This is a genomic window from Streptomyces sp. NPDC090106 (genome assembly GCF_044747265.1).
In the GTDB taxonomy this organism is placed as follows: domain Bacteria; phylum Actinomycetota; class Actinomycetes; order Streptomycetales; family Streptomycetaceae; genus Streptomyces.
The window spans coordinates 95,315-115,910 of record NZ_JBIVDS010000004.1 but is presented as its reverse complement, the minus strand read 5'-3'; the positions used below and the strand labels follow the sequence as shown (position 1 = coordinate 115,910).

Below are 20,596 nucleotides of genomic sequence, written 5' to 3'. Positions count from 1 at the left end.
TTCCGGTCGTTCGGCTCGCGAAGGCGGGCGGTCCGGCGTGTATCTTCCGGGGCCGAGAGCCATGGAAGGGACCCATCCGGTGAACAAGAAGCTCGCGGCCGCGGTGTCCGGCGGTGCGGTACTGGTACTGGCGCTGTCGGGATGCAGCAGCGACGACAACAGCGAGGCGCTCAACTCCTGGGCCAAGCAGGTCTGTGACGCGGTGCAGCCGCAGGCCAAGAAGATCGAGGCCGCGAACGCCGCGATCCAGAAGCAGACCTCGGACAACAGCACGCCGGAGGACGTCCAGAAGACGGACTCGCAGGCCTTCCAGGACATGTCCGACGCCTACAAGGCGATCGGGGCCGCCGTCACCAAGGCGGGCGCCCCGGACGTCGAGGACGGCAAGAAGAAGCAGCAGGACGCCGTCAAGGAGCTCAACAGCATCTCCGCGTCCTACGCCTCCCTGAAGAAGCAGGTCGACGACCTGGAGACCAAGGACCAGGCGGAGTTCGCCGACGGACTCAAGGACGTGGCGACCGAGCTCGACAAGCTGAGCACGAGCGGCAGCGACGCGCTGGCGAAGCTGGAGGAGGGCGACGTCGGCACGGCGATGGCCAACCAGGAGAGCTGCAAGAGCGCCTCCGCGTCCAGCGCGGCCACGGCGAGCTGACCCGCGCGGGGCACGCCGGTTTGCGGCCACAATGGAGGGTGTGAGCGATTCCAGCCTTGCCCCCCTGCCCTCCGCCGACCGTCCCGAGGCCGCGGCGCGTCTGCGCGACGCGCTGCTCGCGGCCTCCTTCACCGCCGACGGGCTGCTCGAACTGCTCGGCGCGCCCGCGTACGCGGCGCTCGCCCGCAGCGAGACCGTGCCCGCCCTCCGGGCGACCCGCGGGGACACACCGCTGGAACTGCTCGTCCGGCTGTTCCTGCTCCAGCAGCCGGTGCCCCGCGCGCGCGTGGCGGACGTCCTGCCGGTGGAGCAGTGCCTGGAGAGCGGCTGGCTGACACCGGCCGGGGACGACGAGGTCGCCGCCGCCGTGGACGTCCGGCCCTACGGCGGGCCCGGCGGCGAGGACTGGTTCATCGTGTCCGACCTGGGCTGTGCCGTGGGCGGCGCGGGCGGCATCGGCAGCCGCGAGGAGTGCGTGGTCCTCGGCGTCGGCGGCGCCTCCACCACCCTCGCCGGCATCACCGTGCGCACGCCCGTGGCCGCCGCCCTCGATCTGGGCACCGGCTCCGGCATCCAGGCGCTGCACGCCGCGCAGCACGCCACGCGCGTGACGGCCACCGACCTCAACCCGCGCGCCCTGCACATCACCGCCCTGACCCTCGCGCTGTCCGGCGCGCCCGCGGCGGATCTGGCGCAGGGGTCGCTGTTCGAGCCGGTCCCGCGCGGGACGTCGTACGACCTGATCGTGTCCAATCCGCCCTTCGTGATCTCGCCGGCGGCGCGGCTGACGTACCGGGACGGCGGGATGGGCGGGGACGACCTGTGCCGCTCGCTCGTCCAGGGCGCCGGGGAGTGGCTGAACGAGGGCGGGTTCGCGCAGTTCCTCGCCAACTGGCAGCACGTGGAGGGCGAGGACTGGCAGGACCGGCTCCGCTCCTGGGTGCCGCGCGGGTGCGACGCGTGGATCGTCCAGCGCGAGGTGCAGGACGTCACGCAGTACGCCGAGCTGTGGCTGCGGGACGCCGGTGACCACCGGGGCGGGCGGGCCGAGTACCAGGCGCTGTACGACGCGTGGCTGGACGAGTTCGAGGCGCGCAAGGTGCGGGCCGTCGGGTTCGGCTGGATCACCCTGCGTCGGACGGACGCCGCCGAGCCGTCGGTGACCGTGGAGGAGTGGCCGCACCCGGTCGAGCAGCCGCTGGGCGACACCGTGCGGGCGCACTTCGAGCGGGTCGACTATCTGCGCGCCAACGACGACGCGGCGCTGCTGGCAGGGCACTTCAGGCTCGCGTCCGAGGTCGTGCAGGAGCAGGTCGGGCTGCCGGGCGCCGAGGACCCGGAGCATGTGGTGCTGCGTCAGAACCGGGGCATGCGGCGGGCGACCAAGGTGGACACGGTCGGCGCGGGTTTCGCGGGCGTCTGCGACGGTTCGCTGAGCGCCGGGCGCATCCTCGACGCGATCGCCCAACTGGTCGGCGAGGATCCGGTGTCGCTGCGGGACCGCACCCCGGCCCAGATCCGGCTGCTGGTGGAGCAGGGCTTCCTGGACCCCGCCTGAGTGTGACGGCGGGGGCGTCAGCGCACTCCTGAGACGGATGGGCCCGTTCTGACGGGATTGGTACGGAAAAGCTCTCCTGTCAGTGGCACGTGCGAAGCTACCTTCGAGAGACGGACTGCACGCGCTTCGGGGGAGGCGCGCTGTCCCGGCTCTCGGGGGGAGACGTGATGGCGGGGGATACGCCGGAACAGGGTGAAGGCAGGGTCATCAACGGCCGTTACCGGCTGGTGCGCACGCTCGGCGCGGGCGGCATGGGCCGTGTGTGGCTCGCGTACGACGACGAACTGGCCTGCGAGGTCGCGATGAAGGAGATCGCGCTCCCGGACGTGCCGATGGACGCGGGCGAACCCGCCCAGCGCATCGCCCGCGCCCGCAGCGAGGCCCGGCACGCGGCCCGGCTGCGCGGTCACCCCCATGTGGCCACCGTGCACGACGTGGTGGTCCACGAAGGGCTTCCGTGGATCGTCATGGAGTACGTCCCCGACTCGGTCGACCTCCAGGCGGTCGTGCGGCGTTCGGGTCCGCTGCTGCCCGCCCAGGTGGCCCGCGTCGGGCTCGCCGTCCTCGACGCGCTCACCGCGGGACACCGGATCGGCATCCTGCACCGGGACGTGAAACCGGCCAACATCCTGCTCGCGTCGGACGCTTCGGGCGACCCCTACGCGCGCGTGCTGCTCACCGACTACGGCATCGCGCTCCAGCCCGAGTCCCGCGAGCCCCGGCTCACCTCCACCGCGGGCATCCTCGGCACCCCCGGCTATCTGGCCCCGGAGCGGGCGCGCGGCGAGCCGCCGACACCCGCGGCCGACCTGTTCTCGCTCGGCGCGACGCTGTACTCCGCCGTCGAGGGACGCGGCCCCTTCGACCGGCACGGCGACTACGCGACGCTGACCGCCCTGCTCGGCGAGGAGCCCACCGCGCCGGTGCGGGCCGGTGAACTGGCGCCCGTGCTCCTCGGGTTGCTGGTCAAGGACCCGGTGCGCAGATCCTCCCCGGAGGCCGTGGCGCGCGGTCTGGAGCGGGTCGTGCAGGCGGCGTCGCCCGCGTGGCCCCCGCCCTCTCCGCCGACCCCGAGCGGACCCGCGTGGCCCCCGCCCTCCCCGCCGACCCCGAGCGGGGCCGGCGCGGCACGGACGCCGGGCTTCGGGCCGCCGCCGGACGGGTTCGCGCCGTCGCACACCCCGGGCGCGACGCCGTCCCGCACCCCGCACACGCCGCCGGGCGCGCCGCTGACGCCCCACACCCCGCAGACCCCGCACACCCCGGGCGCGGCGCCGCCCGGCCCCGGCCCGCTCACGCCCGCCGGGGCCCCGGGGACGCCCTCGGCGGCGTACGACCCCTGGCGGCAGCCGCCCGCGGCCCAGCACTCCGCCGACCCCGGCAACCCCTACGCGCAGGGCCCGTACGCGAGCGGCGGCCCGACGCCGTACGCCGGGAGCCCCTACGGCACCTACGGCACCGGCATGCCCGGGGGCGGTCCCCCGCCGCCCTCGCGGGACCGGCGGCGCCTCGCGATCGTGGCGCTGGTCGTGGCCGCCGTGCTCGTCGTCGCGGGCGGCACCTGGCTCGCCGTGTCGCTGAGCGGCGGCGACGGCGGGAACGAGGACACCACCGCGAAGAAGCCGCCCACCTCCGGCGTGCCCAAGAGCTCCGCGCCCCCGACCGGGCCCGTGCTGCCGTACGGCGATGTCGTGGGCCTCAGCGAGCCGTTGCGGGCCGGGGACTGCGTCCAGGCCGTGTGGTCGGGGGCCGAGTTCGAGTCGGTGCCGAACCTCGGCGTGGTGAGCTGCACGGAGGACTGGCCGGACGGGCAGGTCGTCGCCGTCGACACGGCCACCGACTACGCCGACGCGAGCACACAGGGTCCCGCGCGGTGCGCGAACCAGGCGCGCGAGGTCGCCGAGGCGCTCCCTGACGCGGCCGTCTACGCCGTCGTACCGACCAAGGAGGGCTTCACCGCGGCGAACAGCGGTACGGCATGTCTCGTACTGGGCCGCCATGCCGCGATCGGCGGTGAAGTCGGCCGGTTCCGTGACGACGGTGTGGATCTTTGGGTGGGACAGATGAGTGTCGGTGACTGCTGGGTCTACGAAGAACTGGAGGACAGTTACAACGCTCCGCTCACCGACTGCGTGAATCCGCATACGGACCAGGTTGTGGGAGTGGTCCAGGCGCCCGGTGACATGGGTTACGAGAAAGGCACCGACAACGCGACCAAGCTGTGCCGCAACAAATTCGAGTCGGCCTGGGCGCCGGGTTCGGAGCGGTCCGTGTTCGGCTGGGTGGCCGACGAGGACGACTGGAACGCGGGGTTCAACAAGGCCGTGTGCACCGTGGGCAGGGCCGACAACGGCAAGACGACCGGAAAGATACCCGCGCCCGGCGCCGTGTGAGCCGGGGCGCGGCCTCCCGCGCCCCCTGGGCCCGTCGGCGTGTCGGCCCCGCGTTCACCTCGGGTTCGCCTGGCCGCCGCCCGCGCGTGTCAACCTCCCGGGGCTGGGCTGACACGGACCGGAGAAAAGGGGCACGGGGAGCCATGGAGACTGGGCCGGCGATCTTCGCGGGGGTCGTGTTCGCGCTGTTCGGAGCCGGGCTGCTGACGTGGACGGTGGTCCGTCTCCAGCGCCGCGAGCCCGTCGCGCACGGTGTGAGCCCGGTCGCATCGGCGACCCTCGCGGGTCTCGCCGCGCTCACCGCACTCGTGGTCGGCGCATGGTGTTTCACCCGGCTCCGGTGATCTGAAGGGATCATGAAAAGGCCGAGGTCCCGGTAATTGGGAGGCCACCCTCCGCAAAGGCTCGAAATGGCTGGTGGGTACTCCGGGCGGCAGGAATGGCGGTAGTCGGGTTACCGTTCGAGTGGCCGTTGCGGGCTTTTCCCGTTTGACACGGGGGCGGGATGTACCGTCACACTCCGCAGCGTCACCAGTACCCGACCCCGGGCGACCTTGCGGAGCCCGGGGAGGCCCAGCGTCGACCGGAGAGAAGAGCGAAGTTGTCCCCGACCAGCGAGACCGCAAAGGGCGGCCGCCGACTCGTCATCGTCGAGTCGCCTGCCAAGGCGAAGACCATCAAGGGCTACCTCGGTCCTGGTTACGTCGTCGAGGCGAGCGTCGGGCACATCCGCGACCTCCCCAACGGCGCCGCCGAGGTGCCGGAGAAGTACACCGGTGAGGTGCGCCGGCTCGGCGTGGACGTCGAACACGACTTCGAGCCGATCTATGTGGTCAACGCCGACAAGCGGGCCCAGGTCAAGAAGCTCAAGGACCTCCTCAAGGAGTCCGACGAACTCTTCCTCGCCACCGATGAGGACCGCGAGGGCGAGGCCATCGCGTGGCACCTCCAGGAAGTGCTCAAGCCCAAGGTCCCGGTCAAGCGGATGGTCTTCCACGAGATCACCAAGGCCGCGATCCAGGCCGCCGTCGCCAACCCGCGCGAGCTCAACCAGAAGCTGGTCGACGCCCAGGAGACCCGCCGCATCCTCGACCGTCTCTACGGCTACGAGGTCTCGCCGGTCCTGTGGAAGAAGGTCATGCCGCGGCTGTCGGCGGGCCGCGTCCAGTCCGTGGCCACCCGGCTCGTCGTCGAGCGTGAACGCGAGCGCATCGCCTTCCGCTCCGCCGAGTACTGGGACCTGACGGGGACCTTCGCGACCGGCCGCGCGGGGGACTCCTCCGACCCGTCGTCGCTGGTCGCCCGCCTCCAGACCGTCGACGGCAGGCGCGTCGCGCAGGGCCGTGACTTCGACTCCCTCGGCCGGATCAAGGGCGCGAACACCCTCCACCTCGACGAGGCGAACGCCCGCGCGCTGGCCGCCGCCCTGGAGCAGACGCAGTTCGCGGTCCGCTCGGTCGAGTCCAAGCCGTACCGCCGCTCGCCGTACGCCCCGTTCCGTACGACGACCCTCCAGCAGGAGGCCAGCCGCAAGCTCGGCTTCGGCGCGAAGGCGACCATGCAGGTCGCGCAGAAGCTGTACGAGAACGGCTTCATCACCTATATGCGTACGGACTCCACGACGCTCAGCGAGACCGCCGTGAAGGCCGCCCGCGCGCAGGTCACCCAGCTCTACGGCGCCGAGTACCTGCCGTCCGCGCCGCGCACGTACGCCGGGAAGGTCAAGAACGCGCAGGAGGCGCACGAGGCGATCCGCCCGTCGGGTGATCGTTTCCGCACCCCCGCGGAGACCGGGCTGACCGGCGACCAGTTCAAGCTGTACGAGCTGATCTGGAAGCGCACCGTCGCCTCCCAGATGAAGGACGCCACCGGCAACAGCGTCACCGTGAAGATCGGCGGCACCGCCGTCGACGGCCGGGACGTCGAGTTCAGCGCCTCCGGCAAGACGATCACCTTCCACGGCTTCCTCAAGGCCTACGTCGAGGGCGCCGACGACCCGAACGCCGAGCTGGACGACCGCGAGCGCCGGCTGCCCCAGGTCGCCGAGGGCGACCGGCTGACCGCCGAGGAGATCACGGTCGACGGGCACGCCACCAAGCCCCCGGCCCGCTACACCGAGGCCAGCCTCGTCAAGGAGCTCGAAGAGCGCGAGATCGGCCGCCCCTCGACGTACGCGTCGATCATCGGCACGATCCTCGACCGCGGCTACGTCTTCAAGAAGGGCACGGCACTCGTCCCGTCCTTCCTGTCCTTCGCCGTGGTCAACCTCCTGGAGAAGCACTTCGGGCGGCTCGTCGACTACGACTTCACCGCCAAGATGGAGGACGACCTCGACGCCATCGCGCGCGGCGAGGCCCAGTCCGTGCCGTGGCTGAAGCGGTTCTACTTCGGCGAGGGCACGTCCAACGGCAGCGGCGGCGCGGCCGACGCCGGCAACGGCGACGGGGACCACCTCGGCGGCCTCAAGGAACTGGTGACCGACCTGGGCGCGATCGACGCGCGCGAGGTGTCCTCGTTCCCGGTGGGCAACGACATCGTCCTGCGCGTCGGGCGCTACGGCCCGTACATCGAGCGCGGCGAGAAGGACTCCGAGAACCACCAGCGCGCGGACGTGCCGGAGGACCTCGCCCCCGACGAGCTCTCCGTCGAGCTCGCCGAGGAACTGCTCGCCAAGCCGAGCGGCGACTTCGAACTGGGCGCCGACCCGGTGAGCGGCCACCAGATCATCGCCAAGGACGGCCGCTACGGCCCCTACGTCACCGAGGTGCTCCCCGAGGGCACCCCGAAGACCGGCAAGAACGCCGTGAAGCCGCGGACGGCCTCGCTGTTCAAGTCGATGGCGCTGGACACGGTGACCCTGGAGGACGCGCTCAAGCTGATGTCGCTGCCGCGGGTCGTCGGCGCCGACGACGAGGGCCAGGAGATCACCGCGCAGAACGGGCGCTACGGGCCGTACCTGAAGAAGGGCACGGACTCCCGGTCGCTCACCGCCGAGGACCAGCTCTTCACGATCACCCTCGAAGAGGCGCTGGCGATCTACGCCCAGCCCAAGCAGCGCGGGCGGGCCGCCGCCAAGCCGCCGCTGAAGGAGCTGGGCACCGACCCGGTCAGCGAGAAGCCGGTCGTGGTCAAGGACGGCCGCTTCGGGCCGTACGTCACCGACGGGGAGACCAACGCGACCCTGCGCTCCGGCGACAGCGTCGAGACGATCACCCCGGAGCGCGGCTACGAGCTGCTCGCCGAGAAGCGCGCCAAGGCCCCCGCCAAGAAGACGGCGAAGAAGGCCCCGGCCAAGAAGGCCACCGCGAAGAAGGCGGCCCCGGCGAAGAAGACGGCCGCCAAGAAGACCGCGGCGAAGAAGACGACGACCGCGGCCAAGAAGACGACCGCCACGAAGACGGCGGCGAAGAAGACGGCGGCCTCCAAGGCAGCGGCCGAGGACTGACCGCCGCGCGGCCGAGGACTGGCCGCCGCGCGGCCGAGGACCGGCCGGCGGTGGCCGGGAACGTCCGGTCGCGCGGGGAGCGGGTCCACGCCGTTCCCTCACATCGGCTTCGCATTGCGAACGCCCCGGCATCGGTTTGGTGTCGGGGCGTGCGCACGTTCGGACGGAGGCCCCGGGCTGTCGGTACCGCCCGATAGGCTGAAAGCATGACGCGAGCAGAGCAGCCGACGGGCCCCCACCCGGCCCCCGACGACGCCCTTGTGGCGGACTCCCGTGAGCGCGCCGTCCGCGCCCTGTTGCGCCAGCCGCAGCTCAAGCGGCTGTGGAGCGCACAGCTCGTGGGCGGTGTGGGTGACGCCCTGGCACTGCTGGTGCTGGTCCTCCTCGCCCTCCAGGCGGCCATCTCCCAGGGCTCCTTCGGGGGCGGCTACCGAGGCGTGGCGTTCGCAGTGGCGACCGTCTTCGGGGTACGGGTTCTGGCCACCCTGCTCTTCGGGGCGGTCCTCCTCGGCCCGCTGACCTCGCTCACCTCGCAGGACGGTCCCCTGGACCGCCGCTGGACGATGGTCGGCGCGGACGGCGTGCGCGCCGCGCTGCTGATCATCGCGCCGCTGTGGATCGACTGGACGCCCGAGAACGCGCTGGCCGTCCTCCTCGTCACCGTCTTCGTCACCGGCGTCGCCGAGCGCTTCTGGACGGTGTGCCGCGAGAGCGCCGCGCCCGCCCTGCTGCCCGCCCCGCCGCCGGAGGGCGCCACGGTCCGCCCGCTGCCCGACCACCTCGACGCGCTGCGCCGGCTCTCGCTGCGCACCGGCTTCGCGGCGATCCCGCTGGCCGCCGCCGGGCTGGTCGCGGCCGGGCTCGTCAACAACCTGCTGGGCGCCGGGATCGACTGGTTCGCCGTCCACCAGGCCGCCCTCGGCTCGTACGTCGCGGCCGGACTGTTCGCCGCGTCCCTGTCCGTGCTGACCTTCCTCGAACTGCCCGGCACCCGCACCCCGCGCGCGCGGTCGCCCCTGGAGGGGCTGCGCCGCCCCCGGACCGGCAGCGGCGAGGACAAGGGCCGCACCGGTGTGCTCCCGCTGCTCGTGCTCGCCTGCGCCGCCGTCGCCGGGTCGGTCGCCGCGGCCGTCGCCGTGTCCGTGCTGCACGCCAAGGACCTGGGCGGCGGGCCGGTGACGTACGGCCTGCTCGTGCTCGCGCTGACCGGCGGTGTCGTCGTCGGCATCCGGACGGCGCCCAAGGTGCTCGTCGCCCTCTCGCGCCGCCGGCTGCTCGCGCTCGCGATCGCCTTCACCGGCATCGCGCTGCTGGCCGCCGGTCTGGTGCCGGACGTCTCCACCGTCGTCCTGATCGTCGCCCTCGCCGGGGCCGGCGCGGGTGTCGCCGCCAACACCGGGCACGCGCTGCTCGACCAGGAGACCGAGGACCACCGCCGCCCGCGCACCACCGAGCATCTGCACGCCGTCGTACGGGTGTTCGTGGCCCTCGGTGCGCTGCTCGCGCCGCTGGTGGCCGCGCTGATCGGCCCGCACCGCCTGGAGAGCGGCAAGTTCGTCTTCGCGCACGGTGGCGCCGCGTTCACCCTGATGCTCGTCGGCGCGCTGCTGCTGCCCGTCGCCGCGCTGGTGCTCGCCAAGGTCGACGACCGGTCCGGGGTGCCGCTGCGCCAGGACCTGCGGGACGCGTTGCTCGGCGGCGACGACCCGGTGACCGCGCCCGCGGCCAACGGCTTCTTCATCGCCCTGGAAGGCGGCGACGGCGCCGGCAAGTCGACCCAGGCCGAGGCCCTCGCCGAGTGGATCAGGGCCAAGGGCCACGAGGTCGTCGTCACCCGCGAGCCGGGCGCCACGCCCGTCGGCAAGCGGCTGCGGTCGATACTTCTCGACGTCTCCTCGGCCGGGCTGTCGCACCGCGCGGAGGCGCTGCTGTACTCGGCGGACCGCGCCGAGCACGTGGACACGGTCGTACGGCCCGCGCTGGAGCGCGGCGCGGTCGTCATCTCCGACCGGTACATCGACTCCTCGGTCGCCTACCAGGGCGCGGGCCGCGACCTGTCGCCGACCGAGATCGCCCGCATCAACCGGTGGGCGACCAACGGCCTCGTGCCCCATCTGACGGTCCTCCTGGACGTCTCCCCCGAGGTCGCCCGCGAGCGGTTCACCGAGGCGCCGGACCGCCTGGAGTCGGAGCCCGCGGAGTTCCACGCGCGCGTGCGCTCCGGCTTCCTGACGCTGGCCGCCGCCGACCCCGGCCGCTACCTGGTGGTCGACGCGGGCCAGGAGCCCGAGGCCGTCACCACCGTCGTCCGGCACCGCCTCGACCTGCTGCTGCCGCTCTCCGAGCAGGAGATCCGGGAGCAGGAGGAGGCCCGCCGCAAGGCCGAGGAGGAAGCGCGCCGCAAGGCCGAGGAGGAGGCCGCGCGCAAGGCCGAGGAAGAGCGGCTGGAGCGCGAGCGCCAGGAGCAGCTGGAGCGGCTGCGCCTGGAGGAGGAGGAGCGCAAGCGCCGCGAGCTGGAGGAGGCGCAGCGCCGCGAGGCCGAACGCCAGGCGGAGGAGGCCCGGCGGCGCGCCGAGGAGGCGCGGCGCCGCGCGGAGGAGGAGCAGGCCCGTCTCCTCGCCGAGGAGAAGGCCCGCGCCGAGGCGGAGACCCGCCGCAAGGCGGACGAGGAGCGCCGTCGCAAGCAGGCCGAGGACGAGGCCCGGCTGCGCGCCGAGGCCGACGAGCGCCGCGCCGAGAAGCAGCGCAAGGCCGAGGAGGCGCTGCTGCGCGCGGAGGAGGCGCGTCGGCTCGCCGAGCGCGCGGCCACCGCGGCCGAGGTTGGACCGCGGGCGACGACCGCGCCCGAGTCCTCGCCCGGGGCGGACGTGACGGCGACCGTGCCCACGCCGGTGGTCAAGCCGCAGGACCTGCCGGGGCGTTCGGCCGACGAGACGACGGTGCTGCGTCCGGTGCGGGACGAGAAGCCCGCCGGGCGGACGCCGGAGCGCGCGCCCTCCGACAACGAGGTGACCACCGAGCTGCCCGTGCCGCCGGCCCCGCCCGCCGGTGCCGCCGACGAGACGGCCGTGCTGCCCGCGGTGGGTGCCGCGGACGAGACGGCGGTGCTCCCGCCGGTCACCGACGCGCCCGCCGACGCCGAGGAGACGGCCGTACTGCCGCCCGTCGCCGGGGAGAAGCCCACCGACCGGGTGCCGCCCGGCTTCTTCCGCGAGGAACGCGAGGAACGTGAGGAGCGCGGTGAGCGCGGCGGGCGCGGCGAGCGGTCGGGCCCGGACGCCGAGGACCGTACGCGCGAGATGCCCCAGGTCGACGAGGCCGGGACGCCCCGGCGCAGGCCGCGGCCGGACTGGGCGGAGGAGACCCCGCTGGACGACCTGCCGTCGCTGGCGGACGAACTGCTCGGCCCGCGCGACGGCGAGGAGTTCGGGGACGGGCGCGGAGGCGGCCGACGGGGCCGCGGACGCCGGGGCTGAGCGGTTCCTGAGGAAGTGAGCTGAGCGGTTCCTGAGAGAGTGAGCTGAGCAGTTCCTGAGAGAGTGACGGGGTTCGGGCCGTTCGCGGCCCGGGCCCCGTTGTCAGTGGGTGCCCCCACAATGGATCCCGTGACCACCACCGTGACGAAGAGGGAAGGGCGGCGCACCGCATGACCGTCTGGGACGACCTCGTCGGCCAGGAGAAGGTGAGCGAGCAGCTCGGGGCCGCCGCCCGGGACGCCGACGCGTTCGTCACCGCCGCCGCGACGGGCGCGCCGCCGCCCGAGGCGTCGAAGATGACGCACGCCTGGCTGTTCACCGGCCCGCCCGGAGCGGGCCGGACGCAGGCCGCGCGGGCCTTCGCCGCCGCGCTCCAGTGCGTGAGCCCGGATCGCGCGCTCGGCGGGATCCCCGGCTGCGGCTTCTGCGACGGCTGCCACACGGCGCTGGTCGGCACCCACGCGGACGTCACCACCGTCGCCGCCGTGGGCACGCAGATCCTCGCGGACGACATGCGCGACACCGTCCGCAAGTCGTTCACGTCCCCGGCGACCGGCCGCTGGCAGGTGATCCTCGTGGAGGACGCCGAGCGACTCAACGAGAAGTCGGCCAACGCGGTCCTGAAGGCCGTGGAGGAGCCCGCCCCGCGCACGGTGTGGCTGCTGTGCGCGCCCTCCATCGAGGACGTGCTGCCCACGATCCGCTCGCGCTGCCGTCACCTGAACCTGCGCACCCCGTCCGTGGACGCCGTCGCCGACCTCCTCGTCCGGCGGGACGGCATCGAGCCCGCCGTCGCCCACTCCGTCGCCCGCGCCACGCAGGGCCACGTCGACCGGGCCAGGCGCCTGGCCACGGACCCCTCCGCGCGCGAGCGCAGGGCCGCCGTGCTGAAGCTGCCGCTGCGCGTCGAGGACATCGGCGGGGCGCTCAAGGCCGCGCAGGAACTCGTCGACGCCGCCGCCGAGGACGCCAAGCTGCTCGCCGAGGAGCGGGACGGCAAGGAGACCGAGGAGCTGAAGGCGGCGCTCGGCGCGGTCCAGGGCGGGCGCATGCCGCGCGGCACGGCCGGGGTGATGAAGGACCTGGAGGACAAGCAGAAGCGCAGACGCACCCGGACCCAGCGCGACAGCCTCGACGTCGCCCTCACCGACCTCACCGGCTTCTACCGTGACGTCCTCGCCCTCCAGCTCGGCTCCCGCGTCGCCCTCGCCAACGCCGACGCCGAGGACACCCTGGAGCGGCTGGCCCGCGGCGGCTCCCCGGAGGCCACACTGCGCCGCATCGAGGCGATCGCCGCCTGCCGCGACGCGCTCGACCGCAACGTGGCGCCGCTGCTGGCGGTCGAGGCGATGACGATGGCACTGAGAGCGGGCTGAACGCCGTACCGGCGGATTGGGTCCCGGTGATCCTGATCCGTGATCCGTGATCCGTGATCAACGGGAGTTGACGGAGTCCCTCGTACGAGCCGCAATCCCTACGGATTGCTACGGATCGTATGCGCGCGGTTACGCTCGGCTGATGTACTTCAGGCGCACTCCCCGTCCGGCGGACCCGACCGGCCCGCCCCGTCACCGGCGTACCCGTACCGCCGGCGGAGCCCTTCTCGGCGTCGCGGCGCTGCTCGTGACGGCGTGCTCCACGGCGAGCGGGTCCGCGAGTTCGACGACGGACGCGGCGGCGCTGGCCGCGCTGCCGAAGGCGACTCCGTCCTCCCTCGCCTCGTACTACGCGCAGAAGCCGAACTGGCGCAGCTGCGGGGTGCCCGGCTTCCAGTGCGCGACGCTGAAAGCACCGCTCGACTACGACGAGCCAGACGGCGGTGATGTACGGCTGGCCGTCTCGCGGAAGAAGGCGACGGGGCCGGGGGAGCGGATCGGGTCGCTGCTGGTGAACCCGGGCGGACCGGGCGGCTCGGCGGTCGGCTACCTCCAGGCGTACGCCGGGATCGGCTACCCGGCCGAGGTGCGGGCCCGGTACGACATGGTGGCCGTCGACCCGCGCGGCGTCGCCCGCAGCGAGCCCGTCGAGTGCCTCGGCGGACGTGCCATGGACGCGTACACGCAGACGGACACCACGCCCGACGACGAGGGCGAGGTCGGCGAACTCGTCGACGCCTACCGGCAGTTCGCCGAGGGGTGCGGCGCCGACGCGCCGGAGCTCCTGCGCCATGTGTCGACCGTCGAGGCGGCGCGCGACATGGACATCGTGCGGGCGGCGCTCGGCGACCGGACCCTCACGTACGTGGGTGCCTCGTACGGGACGCTGCTCGGGGCGACGTACGCGGGACTGTTCCCCGACCGGGTCGGGCGGCTCGTCCTGGACGGCGCGATGGACCCCTCGCTGCCGGCCCGGCGGCTGAACCTGGACCAGACGGCCGGCTTCGAGACGGCGTTCCAGTCCTTCGCGCGGGACTGCGTGCAGCAGAGCGACTGCCCGCTGGGGACGAAGGCGGACCAGGTGGGCCCCCGGCTCAAGGCCTTCTTCGGCCGGCTCGACGCCCGGCCCATCCCGGCCGGGGACGCCGACGGCCGCAAGCTCGGCGAGGCGCTCGCCACCACCGGCGTGATTGCGGCGATGTACGACGAGGGCGCGTGGGCGCAGCTGCGGGAGGCGCTGACCTCGGCGATCAAGGAGAACGACGGCGCCGGCCTCCTCTTCCTCTCCGACAGCTACTACGAGCGCGACGCCGACGCCCGCTACTCGAACCTGATGTTCGCCAACGCCGCCGTGAACTGCCTCGACCTGCCCGCCGCCTTCTCCACGCCGGACGAGGTGCGCGAGGCGCTGCCGTCCTTCGAGAAGGCGTCGCCCGTCTTCGGCGAGGGCCTCGCCTGGGCGTCGCTGAACTGCGCGTACTGGCCGGTCAGGGCGACGGGTGAGCCGCACCGGATCACCGCGAAGGGGGCCGCGCCGATCGTCGTCGTCGGCACCACCCGCGACCCCGCCACCCCCTACCGCTGGGCCCGCGCCCTCGCCTCCCAGCTCTCCTCCGCCCGCCTGCTCACCTACGAGGGCGACGGCCACACCGCGTACGGGCGCGGCAGCAGCTGCGTGGACTCCGCGATCGACGCGTATCTGCTCCGCGGGACCCCGCCGGGCAAGGGAAAGCGCTGCTCGTAGCGGTACCGCCGGCCCCGGTGGTGACCTCCCCGGGGCCGGTTCGGAGCACCCTCGGAAACTGTGTAGACTTACCGACGTTGCTGATCGCACCATGGTGTGGACAGCGCGCCGCCTTAGCTCAGATGGCCAGAGCAACGCACTCGTAATGCGTAGGTCTCGGGTTCGAATCCCGAAGGCGGCTCTTTTCGGACCCCAGGTCGGATCTCATCCGGCCTGGGGTTTTTTGTCGTGTCCGGGGGGTGGTGGTCCCGTCACACCCGGGGGGGCTTCGGTGGGGGCGAGCGGGGGCCGTTCGGGGGTGGGGGTGGTGGGCGGGGCACCGTTTTGCGGGGGAAGTGGGTTGGCGGTGCACCTCCCCGGCCGGGGGGCCGCGCGCGGATGGTGGAAGCGCGCCGGCGGACGGCCGGGTCGACGGGGAGGTTGCGATGGCGGGGTTCGTGCGGGAGCAGCAGGCCGAGGAGTACGTGCGGGGGCTCGTCACCGCCGAGGGGCGCAAGTCGATCCGGAACGTGGCCCGGTGGGCCGGCGGTGAGGGGACCGAGCAGCGGCTGCACCACTTCATCAGCGCCTCCACCTGGGACTGGACCGCGCTCCGGCAGTCCTTGGCGCGTCAGCTCCGGACGACCACCCTGGCGCAGGCCTGGGTGCTCGACCCGCTGAGCATCCCCAAGGTGGGCGAGCACTCGGTGGGCGTGGCCCGGCGGTTCGTGGCCGAGCGGGGGCTGTCGGCCAGCGGGCAGCAGGCGTTCGGGGTGTGGTCCGCCTCCGAGGAGTCCGCCGTGCCCGTCAACTGGCGGCTGCATCTGCCCCGAGTACATCGTCGCCAGATGCCCCACCGGATACGACACATGCGTGTGCTCCACCAGCTTGGGCCGCGACGTCGTCCCCGACGTGAAATACAGCATCAACGGATCATCCGCACCCGTCACCCTGTCCGCGGCGAACACCGAAGACGCCCCGGCCGAGTCCTCGAACCGCAACCAGCCACTGCCCGCCCCGCCCCCGACCGCGATCCGCGTGTAACCCCCGGGCACCTCATCGAACTTGCCCGTGTCCTGCGCCCGCACCAGCACATGCGCCACCTGCCCGCGCTCCACCCGGTCCCGCAGATCCCCCGGACCCAGCAACGGCGTCGCCGGGATCACGACCGCCCGCAGCTTCATCGCCGCCAGCGCCGTCTCCCACAACTCCACCTGATTGCCCAGCATCACCAGGACCCGGTCCCCGGCCGCCACGCCCCGCGCCCGCAGCCAGTTCGCCACCCGGTTCGAGCGCTCGGCCATCTCCGCGAAGGAGACGCGGACCTCGGTGCCGTCCTCCTCGAGGATGTGCAGCGCCGTGCGGTCATTGCCCTCGGCGATGACGTCGAACCCAGTCCAGCGCCCAGTTGAACTCCGCGGGCCGGGGCCACACGAACCCCGCACAGGCCGCGGCATGGTCCTCACGGTGATCCAGCAGGAAATCCCGCGCATCGCGGAAGAGTTCGGTGACCGTCATGAGTCCTCTCCAAAGGGGCGATCCGGTGACTGGGCGGCACGGGCCGGCACGGGCCGGCTCACCCCATCCCAGCAGCTCGCCCCGGCCGAGTTCCAAGTGCCGGTACGGACTCTGTCAGTTACCGGCAAGGGGACCGGGGAGGTGCCGGGGTGAACGGATAGCATCCTGGCGGTGGCTTTCCGGCCAGGATGGGGTGAGGTCATGGAGGACGGGCTCAGGGTCGCCGTCGCGGTGGTGACCATGGGGAACCGGCCCGTCGAGGTGGACGCGCTGCTGGAGTCCGTCGCCAAGCAGGACCTCGCGCCGGCCCGGATCGTGATCGTGGGCAACGGCTGCCGGCTGCCGGAGTTCGCCGGGCGGCTGCCGCTGCCGGGCGAGGTGACCGTCCTGGAGACGGACGAGAACCTCGGCTGCCCCGGCGGACGCAATGTCGCCCTGGCCCGGCTGCGCGAGTTCGGGGACGTCGACGTGGTGGTCGAGCTGGACGACGACGGCCTGCTCGTGGACCCCGGAGTGCTGCGCCGGGTGGCCGAGCTGTTCGCTGCCGACGAGCGCCTCGGCATCGTCGGGTTCCGGATCGCCGACGAGCACGGCGAGACCCAGCAGCGGCACGTGCCGAGGATCGGCGCCTCCGACCCGCTGCGCGGCGGATACGTCACCGGCTTCCTCGGCGGCGGGCACGCCTTGCGGTCGGCGATGCTGGACGCGATCGGCGACTGGCCCGCCCGGTTCTTCTTCGCGCACGAGGAGACCGACCTCGCGTGGCGGGCGGCCGACGCGGGCTGGCGCATCCTGTACGCCCCCGAGCTGCTGCTCCAGCACCCGAAGACCTCGCCCGCCCGGCACGCCGTGTACTACCGGGTCAACGCCCGCAACCGGGTCTGGCTGGCGCGCCGCCGGCTGCCGTGGCCGCTGATCCCGGTCCACCTGGGCGTGTGGACGCTGCTCACGCTGGTGCGGATCCGTTCGAGGGCCGGGCTGCGCGCCTGGTTCGGCGGGTTCGCGGAGGGGGTGCGGAAGCCAGCGGGGCGGCGGCGGCCGATGCGCTGGCGGACCGTGTGGCGGCTCACCCGCCTCGGGCGCCCGCCGGTCATCTGAGAACGGTGGCCGCGAGCGGGCGGCGGTGACGTTCCCGGACCCGGCCGCGACGGCGACACTCCCCCGAGCGACGCGATGTACGCGCGCACCCTCGGGCCGGGTCCGATGATGTGATCACATCAGGTGGCGCCAACGGATCGCCAACATGTGGCCAATGGATCTTCGTGGCGCGCCCGGTCGAATGGCGTGAACTCAGCGAGCGAAGTCGTGCGTCGGCCGGTACGGTAGCGGGTTCCGGCGGGAATCCCGTCGACAGTGGGTGGCGGGAAACCGTCGTACGGAGGGCGGAATCCCGCCATACGCGGTGAGATCCCGTCGAGGAGCGCGGCTGACACGGCCGCGCCGGGAAGGCAGTGGGTTCGGCGTGGAGCGGTGCGAGCTGCGGTTCGGACTGCTGGGACCGCCGGTCCTGTACGACGCCGGGCACGGCGTCGGGGACAGGGACACGGTCCGGGTCGTCCAGAGCCCCAAGGTGCGCGCGCTGCTGGCCGCGCTGCTGCTGGACGCGGGCCGCACCGTCTCGGTCGAGACCCTCAAGGACGCGCTGTGGGGCGCCGCCCCGCCCGCCTCGGCGCAGGCGTCCCTGCACAATCACGTCACCCGGCTGCGCCGCCTCCTCGACGACTCCGAGCGGCTGCGCGCCGTACCGCCCGGTTATCTGCTGCGGGTCGAGCACGGCGAGCTGGACGTGCACGTGTTCGACACCCTGGTCGCCGAGGCGCGGTCCGCGCACGCGGCGCGGGACTGGGCGGGCACGCTGCGCGCCTGCGCGGCGGCGCTCGCGCTGTGGCGCGGCACCCCGCTCGGCGGCCTCACCTCCGAGCTGGGCGGCTACGCCTTCGTCCAGCGGCTGCGCGAGGCCCGGCTGCTGCTCCTGGAGTGGCGCCACGACGCCGGACTCGCCCTCGGCGGTCCCCGGCCCGACGCGCTCGTACCGGAGCTGACGGCGCTGGCGGCCGGGTATCCGCTGCGGGAGGCGTTCCACCGGCAGCTGATGCTCGCCCTGCACCGCACCGGGCGGCGGGCGGAGGCCCTCGCCGTCCACCGCGACCTGCGCACCCGGCTGGTGGAGGAGCTCGGGGTGGAGCCGGGGGAGGGGGTGCGGGAGGCGCACGCCGAGGTGCTGCGGGGCGCGGCGGAGGAGGCCCCGGAGCCGGTCGCGGCCCCGCCTCCGCGACCCGCCCAGCTCCCGCCGCCCCCGCCGCACTTCACCGGCCGCGCCACGACCCTCGCCGACCTGCGGCACGTGCTCGCGGACGGTGACCTCAGCCCCGTCGCCGTCCTCAGCGGCATGGCGGGCGTCGGCAAGAGCGCGCTGGCCCTGCACACCGCGCACGCCCTGCGCGACGGCTTCCCGGACGGGCAGCTGTACGTCAACCTGCACGGCGCGACCCCGGGGATGACCCCGCTCACCCCGGGCCAGGCACTCGCCGCGCTGCTGCGGGACGTGGGCGCCGACCCGCGCTCCATCCCCGAACACCCCGACGCCGCCGCCGCGTTGCTGCGCTCCCTGCTCGCGCCGACCCGCACGCTGATGGTCCTCGACGACGCCGCGAACGCCGCCCAGGTACGGCCGCTGCTCCCCGCCGGCAGCGGCTGCGCGGTGATCGTCACCAGCCGCTCCCCGCTGACCGCCCTCGACGGTGCCCGCCGCTTCCCGCTGGCCCCGCTCTCGGCGGACGAGAGCGCGGAGCTGCTGCGCGCGGTGTCCGGCCGCGGCGACTCCGACGCCCCCGGCGACGCCGACCGCATCGACGCCGGCCACCCGCTCGTCGACCTCACCGGACGGCTCCCGCTCGCCCTCCGGATCGTCGCCGCCCGGCTGGCCGCGCGCCGGGCGCTCACCCCGGACGTGCTCGCCGACCAACTGGCCGCCACCGAGGACCGGTTGGCGCATCTGGAGTACGACGACCTGTCGGTGCGCCGCTCCCTGGCCGTCGCCCACGACGCGCTCGCCGCCTCGGGCCGCCGCACCGACCGCGACGCCGCCCTCGCCCTGCGCCGCCTGGGCGCCGTCGACCTGCCGGCCTACGGTGCCCCGCTGATCGCCCGGCTCCTGGGCAGCGACGGCGCGGGCGCGGAGGCGGCGCTGGACCGGCTCGTCGACGTGGCGCTCATCGAGGAGTGCGGGTACGGCCGGTACGTCCCGCACGACCTGGTCCGCGACTTCGCCCGGGAACTGGCCGACGCCCGGCACGCCGGCCACATCGCCCGGACCGCCGTGCGCTGGTACACGGCGGTGGCCGAGCGCACCCTCACCGCGATCGTCGAACCGGGTGTGGACCAGGACGACCGCCGCCGCCCGACGCCCGCGCAGCCGCCGGAGCACACCGCGCACGTGCTGTCGGTGCCGGCGTTCGCCCGTGCCGAGGACGCCTTCGCCTGGATCGGGTCGGAGCTGGACAACATCGTGGCGCTCGCCGAGCGGTACGCCGACACCGCCGACGACCGGACCGCCGCGCACCTCTCCACCCTGCTGCGGCTGCTCTTCCCCGGGCTCCAGCGCAGCGGCCGGGTCGCCGAGATGGAGGTCCTCGGCCAGGCCGCGCTGCGGGTCGCGCGACGGCTCGGGGACGAGGTCGCCGAGGCGTACGCGCTGGGCGACCTGGCCGGTCTGCACTTCCTCACCGGCCGTCAGGGCGAGGCCCTCGCCCTCAACGACCGGGCCCTGGAGCGGTGGCAGCGGCTCGGTGCCCGCTCCCGCGTCCGCCGCGCCCTCAGCAACCGGGGCCTGCTGCTGGAGAACCTGGGCCGCTACGCCGAGTCCGAGGACGCCCTGTGCCGCAGCCTGGAGCTGTCCCGGGAACTGGACGACCCGTGGGGCGAGGCCGTGACGTACGGCCATCTCGGCAACCTGTACGAGCACACCGACCCGCGGGCCGCGATCGGGCAGCACCGCCGCTCGCTCGCCATCGGCGTGGAGATCGGCAACGTCATCGTGCAGCACGCGGCGCACTGCAACATCGGCTACGCCCACCTCACCCTCGGTGAACCGGCCGCCGCCCTGCCGCACTTCGAGGAGAGCCGGCGCATCCTCGGCGGCCACGGCGACTGGCACGGCGAGTCCCAGTCCCGGCTCGGCCTGGTCCGTGCCCTCGGGCTGTTCGGCCGCACGGAACGCGCCGAGGGCGAGTGCGCCGAACTGCTGCGCCGCGCCGACGCCCGCGCCGACGGCTACGTCGGCGGTCTCGCCCGCCACCAGCACGGCCTGCTGCTGCACGCCCGGGGCCGCACGGAGGAGGCCCGCGCCCAGTGGCGCGTCGCGCTGTCCGCGCTGGAGGGGACGGACAAGAGGTCGGTCGTCGACGAGCTGCGCGCGCTGCTGGAGGCCTGACCCGGACGCCGGTCACCCGGGCG

The 20,596-nt window shown here is 73.8% G+C and carries 10 protein-coding genes, 1 tRNA gene and 2 pseudogenes; 12 read left to right on the top strand and 1 reads right to left on the bottom strand.

Annotated elements, in window-relative coordinates:
* The first annotated feature begins 61 nt into the window (after positions 1-61).
* The 10 genes and pseudogenes from ACIPSE_RS14185 to ACIPSE_RS14140 form a co-directional block, all read left to right on the top strand.
* Complete coding sequence (locus tag ACIPSE_RS14185; RefSeq protein WP_401662000.1) at positions 62-652, top strand: small secreted protein; 591 nt, start codon at positions 62-64, stop codon at positions 650-652.
* A 40-nt stretch (positions 653-692) separates the two neighbouring features.
* Positions 693-2,210, top strand: coding sequence for a methyltransferase (locus ACIPSE_RS14180; protein WP_401661998.1), 1,518 nt, complete (start codon positions 693-695; stop codon positions 2,208-2,210).
* A 167-nt stretch (positions 2,211-2,377) separates the two neighbouring features.
* Positions 2,378-4,603, top strand: a complete 2,226-nt coding sequence (locus ACIPSE_RS14175) for a protein kinase (RefSeq protein WP_401661996.1) — start codon at positions 2,378-2,380, stop codon at positions 4,601-4,603.
* 143 nt (positions 4,604-4,746) lie between these two features.
* Positions 4,747-4,947, top strand: a complete 201-nt coding sequence (locus ACIPSE_RS14170) for a hypothetical protein (RefSeq protein WP_401661993.1) — start codon at positions 4,747-4,749, stop codon at positions 4,945-4,947.
* 257 nt (positions 4,948-5,204) lie between these two features.
* Positions 5,205-8,048 carry a type I DNA topoisomerase gene (topA, locus tag ACIPSE_RS14165; RefSeq protein WP_401661991.1) on the top strand — a complete coding sequence of 948 codons (2,844 nt, stop codon included), beginning with the start codon at positions 5,205-5,207 and terminating at the stop codon, positions 8,046-8,048.
* Between the two features lie 206 nt (positions 8,049-8,254).
* The gene (gene tmk, locus ACIPSE_RS14160) at positions 8,255-11,524 is read left to right on the top strand and encodes a dTMP kinase (protein WP_401661988.1); all 3,270 of its coding nucleotides are present in this window, start codon (positions 8,255-8,257) and stop codon (positions 11,522-11,524) included.
* A 170-nt stretch (positions 11,525-11,694) separates the two neighbouring features.
* On the top strand, positions 11,695-12,900 hold the full coding sequence (locus ACIPSE_RS14155) for a DNA polymerase III subunit delta' (protein ID WP_401661986.1): 1,206 nt from the start codon (positions 11,695-11,697) through the stop codon (positions 12,898-12,900).
* Positions 12,901-13,042: 142 nt separating this feature from the next.
* Positions 13,043-14,644: an alpha/beta hydrolase gene (locus ACIPSE_RS14150; protein ID WP_401661984.1), complete on the top strand. Its 1,602-nt coding sequence runs from the start codon at positions 13,043-13,045 to the stop codon at positions 14,642-14,644.
* A gap of 107 nt (positions 14,645-14,751) precedes the next feature.
* Positions 14,752-14,825, top strand: a tRNA-Thr gene (locus tag ACIPSE_RS14145).
* Positions 14,826-15,069: 244 nt separating this feature from the next.
* A pseudogene (locus ACIPSE_RS14140) lies at positions 15,070-15,423 on the top strand (transposase); the annotation flags it as partial.
* 15 nt (positions 15,424-15,438) lie between these two features.
* Here ACIPSE_RS14140 and ACIPSE_RS14135 read toward each other — a convergent pair.
* Positions 15,439-16,141, bottom strand: a pseudogene (locus ACIPSE_RS14135) (AMP-binding protein); the annotation flags it as partial.
* Between the two features lie 201 nt (positions 16,142-16,342).
* On the opposite strand from ACIPSE_RS14135, the gene ACIPSE_RS14130 reads away from it, so the two are divergent.
* Together ACIPSE_RS14130 and ACIPSE_RS14125 are read left to right on the top strand one after the other, a co-directional pair.
* Positions 16,343-17,239 carry a glycosyltransferase family 2 protein gene (locus tag ACIPSE_RS14130; protein ID WP_401663087.1) on the top strand — a complete coding sequence of 299 codons (897 nt, stop codon included), beginning with the start codon at positions 16,343-16,345 and terminating at the stop codon, positions 17,237-17,239.
* Between the two features lie 364 nt (positions 17,240-17,603).
* Positions 17,604-20,573: a BTAD domain-containing putative transcriptional regulator gene (locus ACIPSE_RS14125; RefSeq protein ID WP_401661982.1), complete on the top strand. Its 2,970-nt coding sequence runs from the start codon at positions 17,604-17,606 to the stop codon at positions 20,571-20,573.
* Positions 20,574-20,596 lie beyond the last annotated feature (23 nt).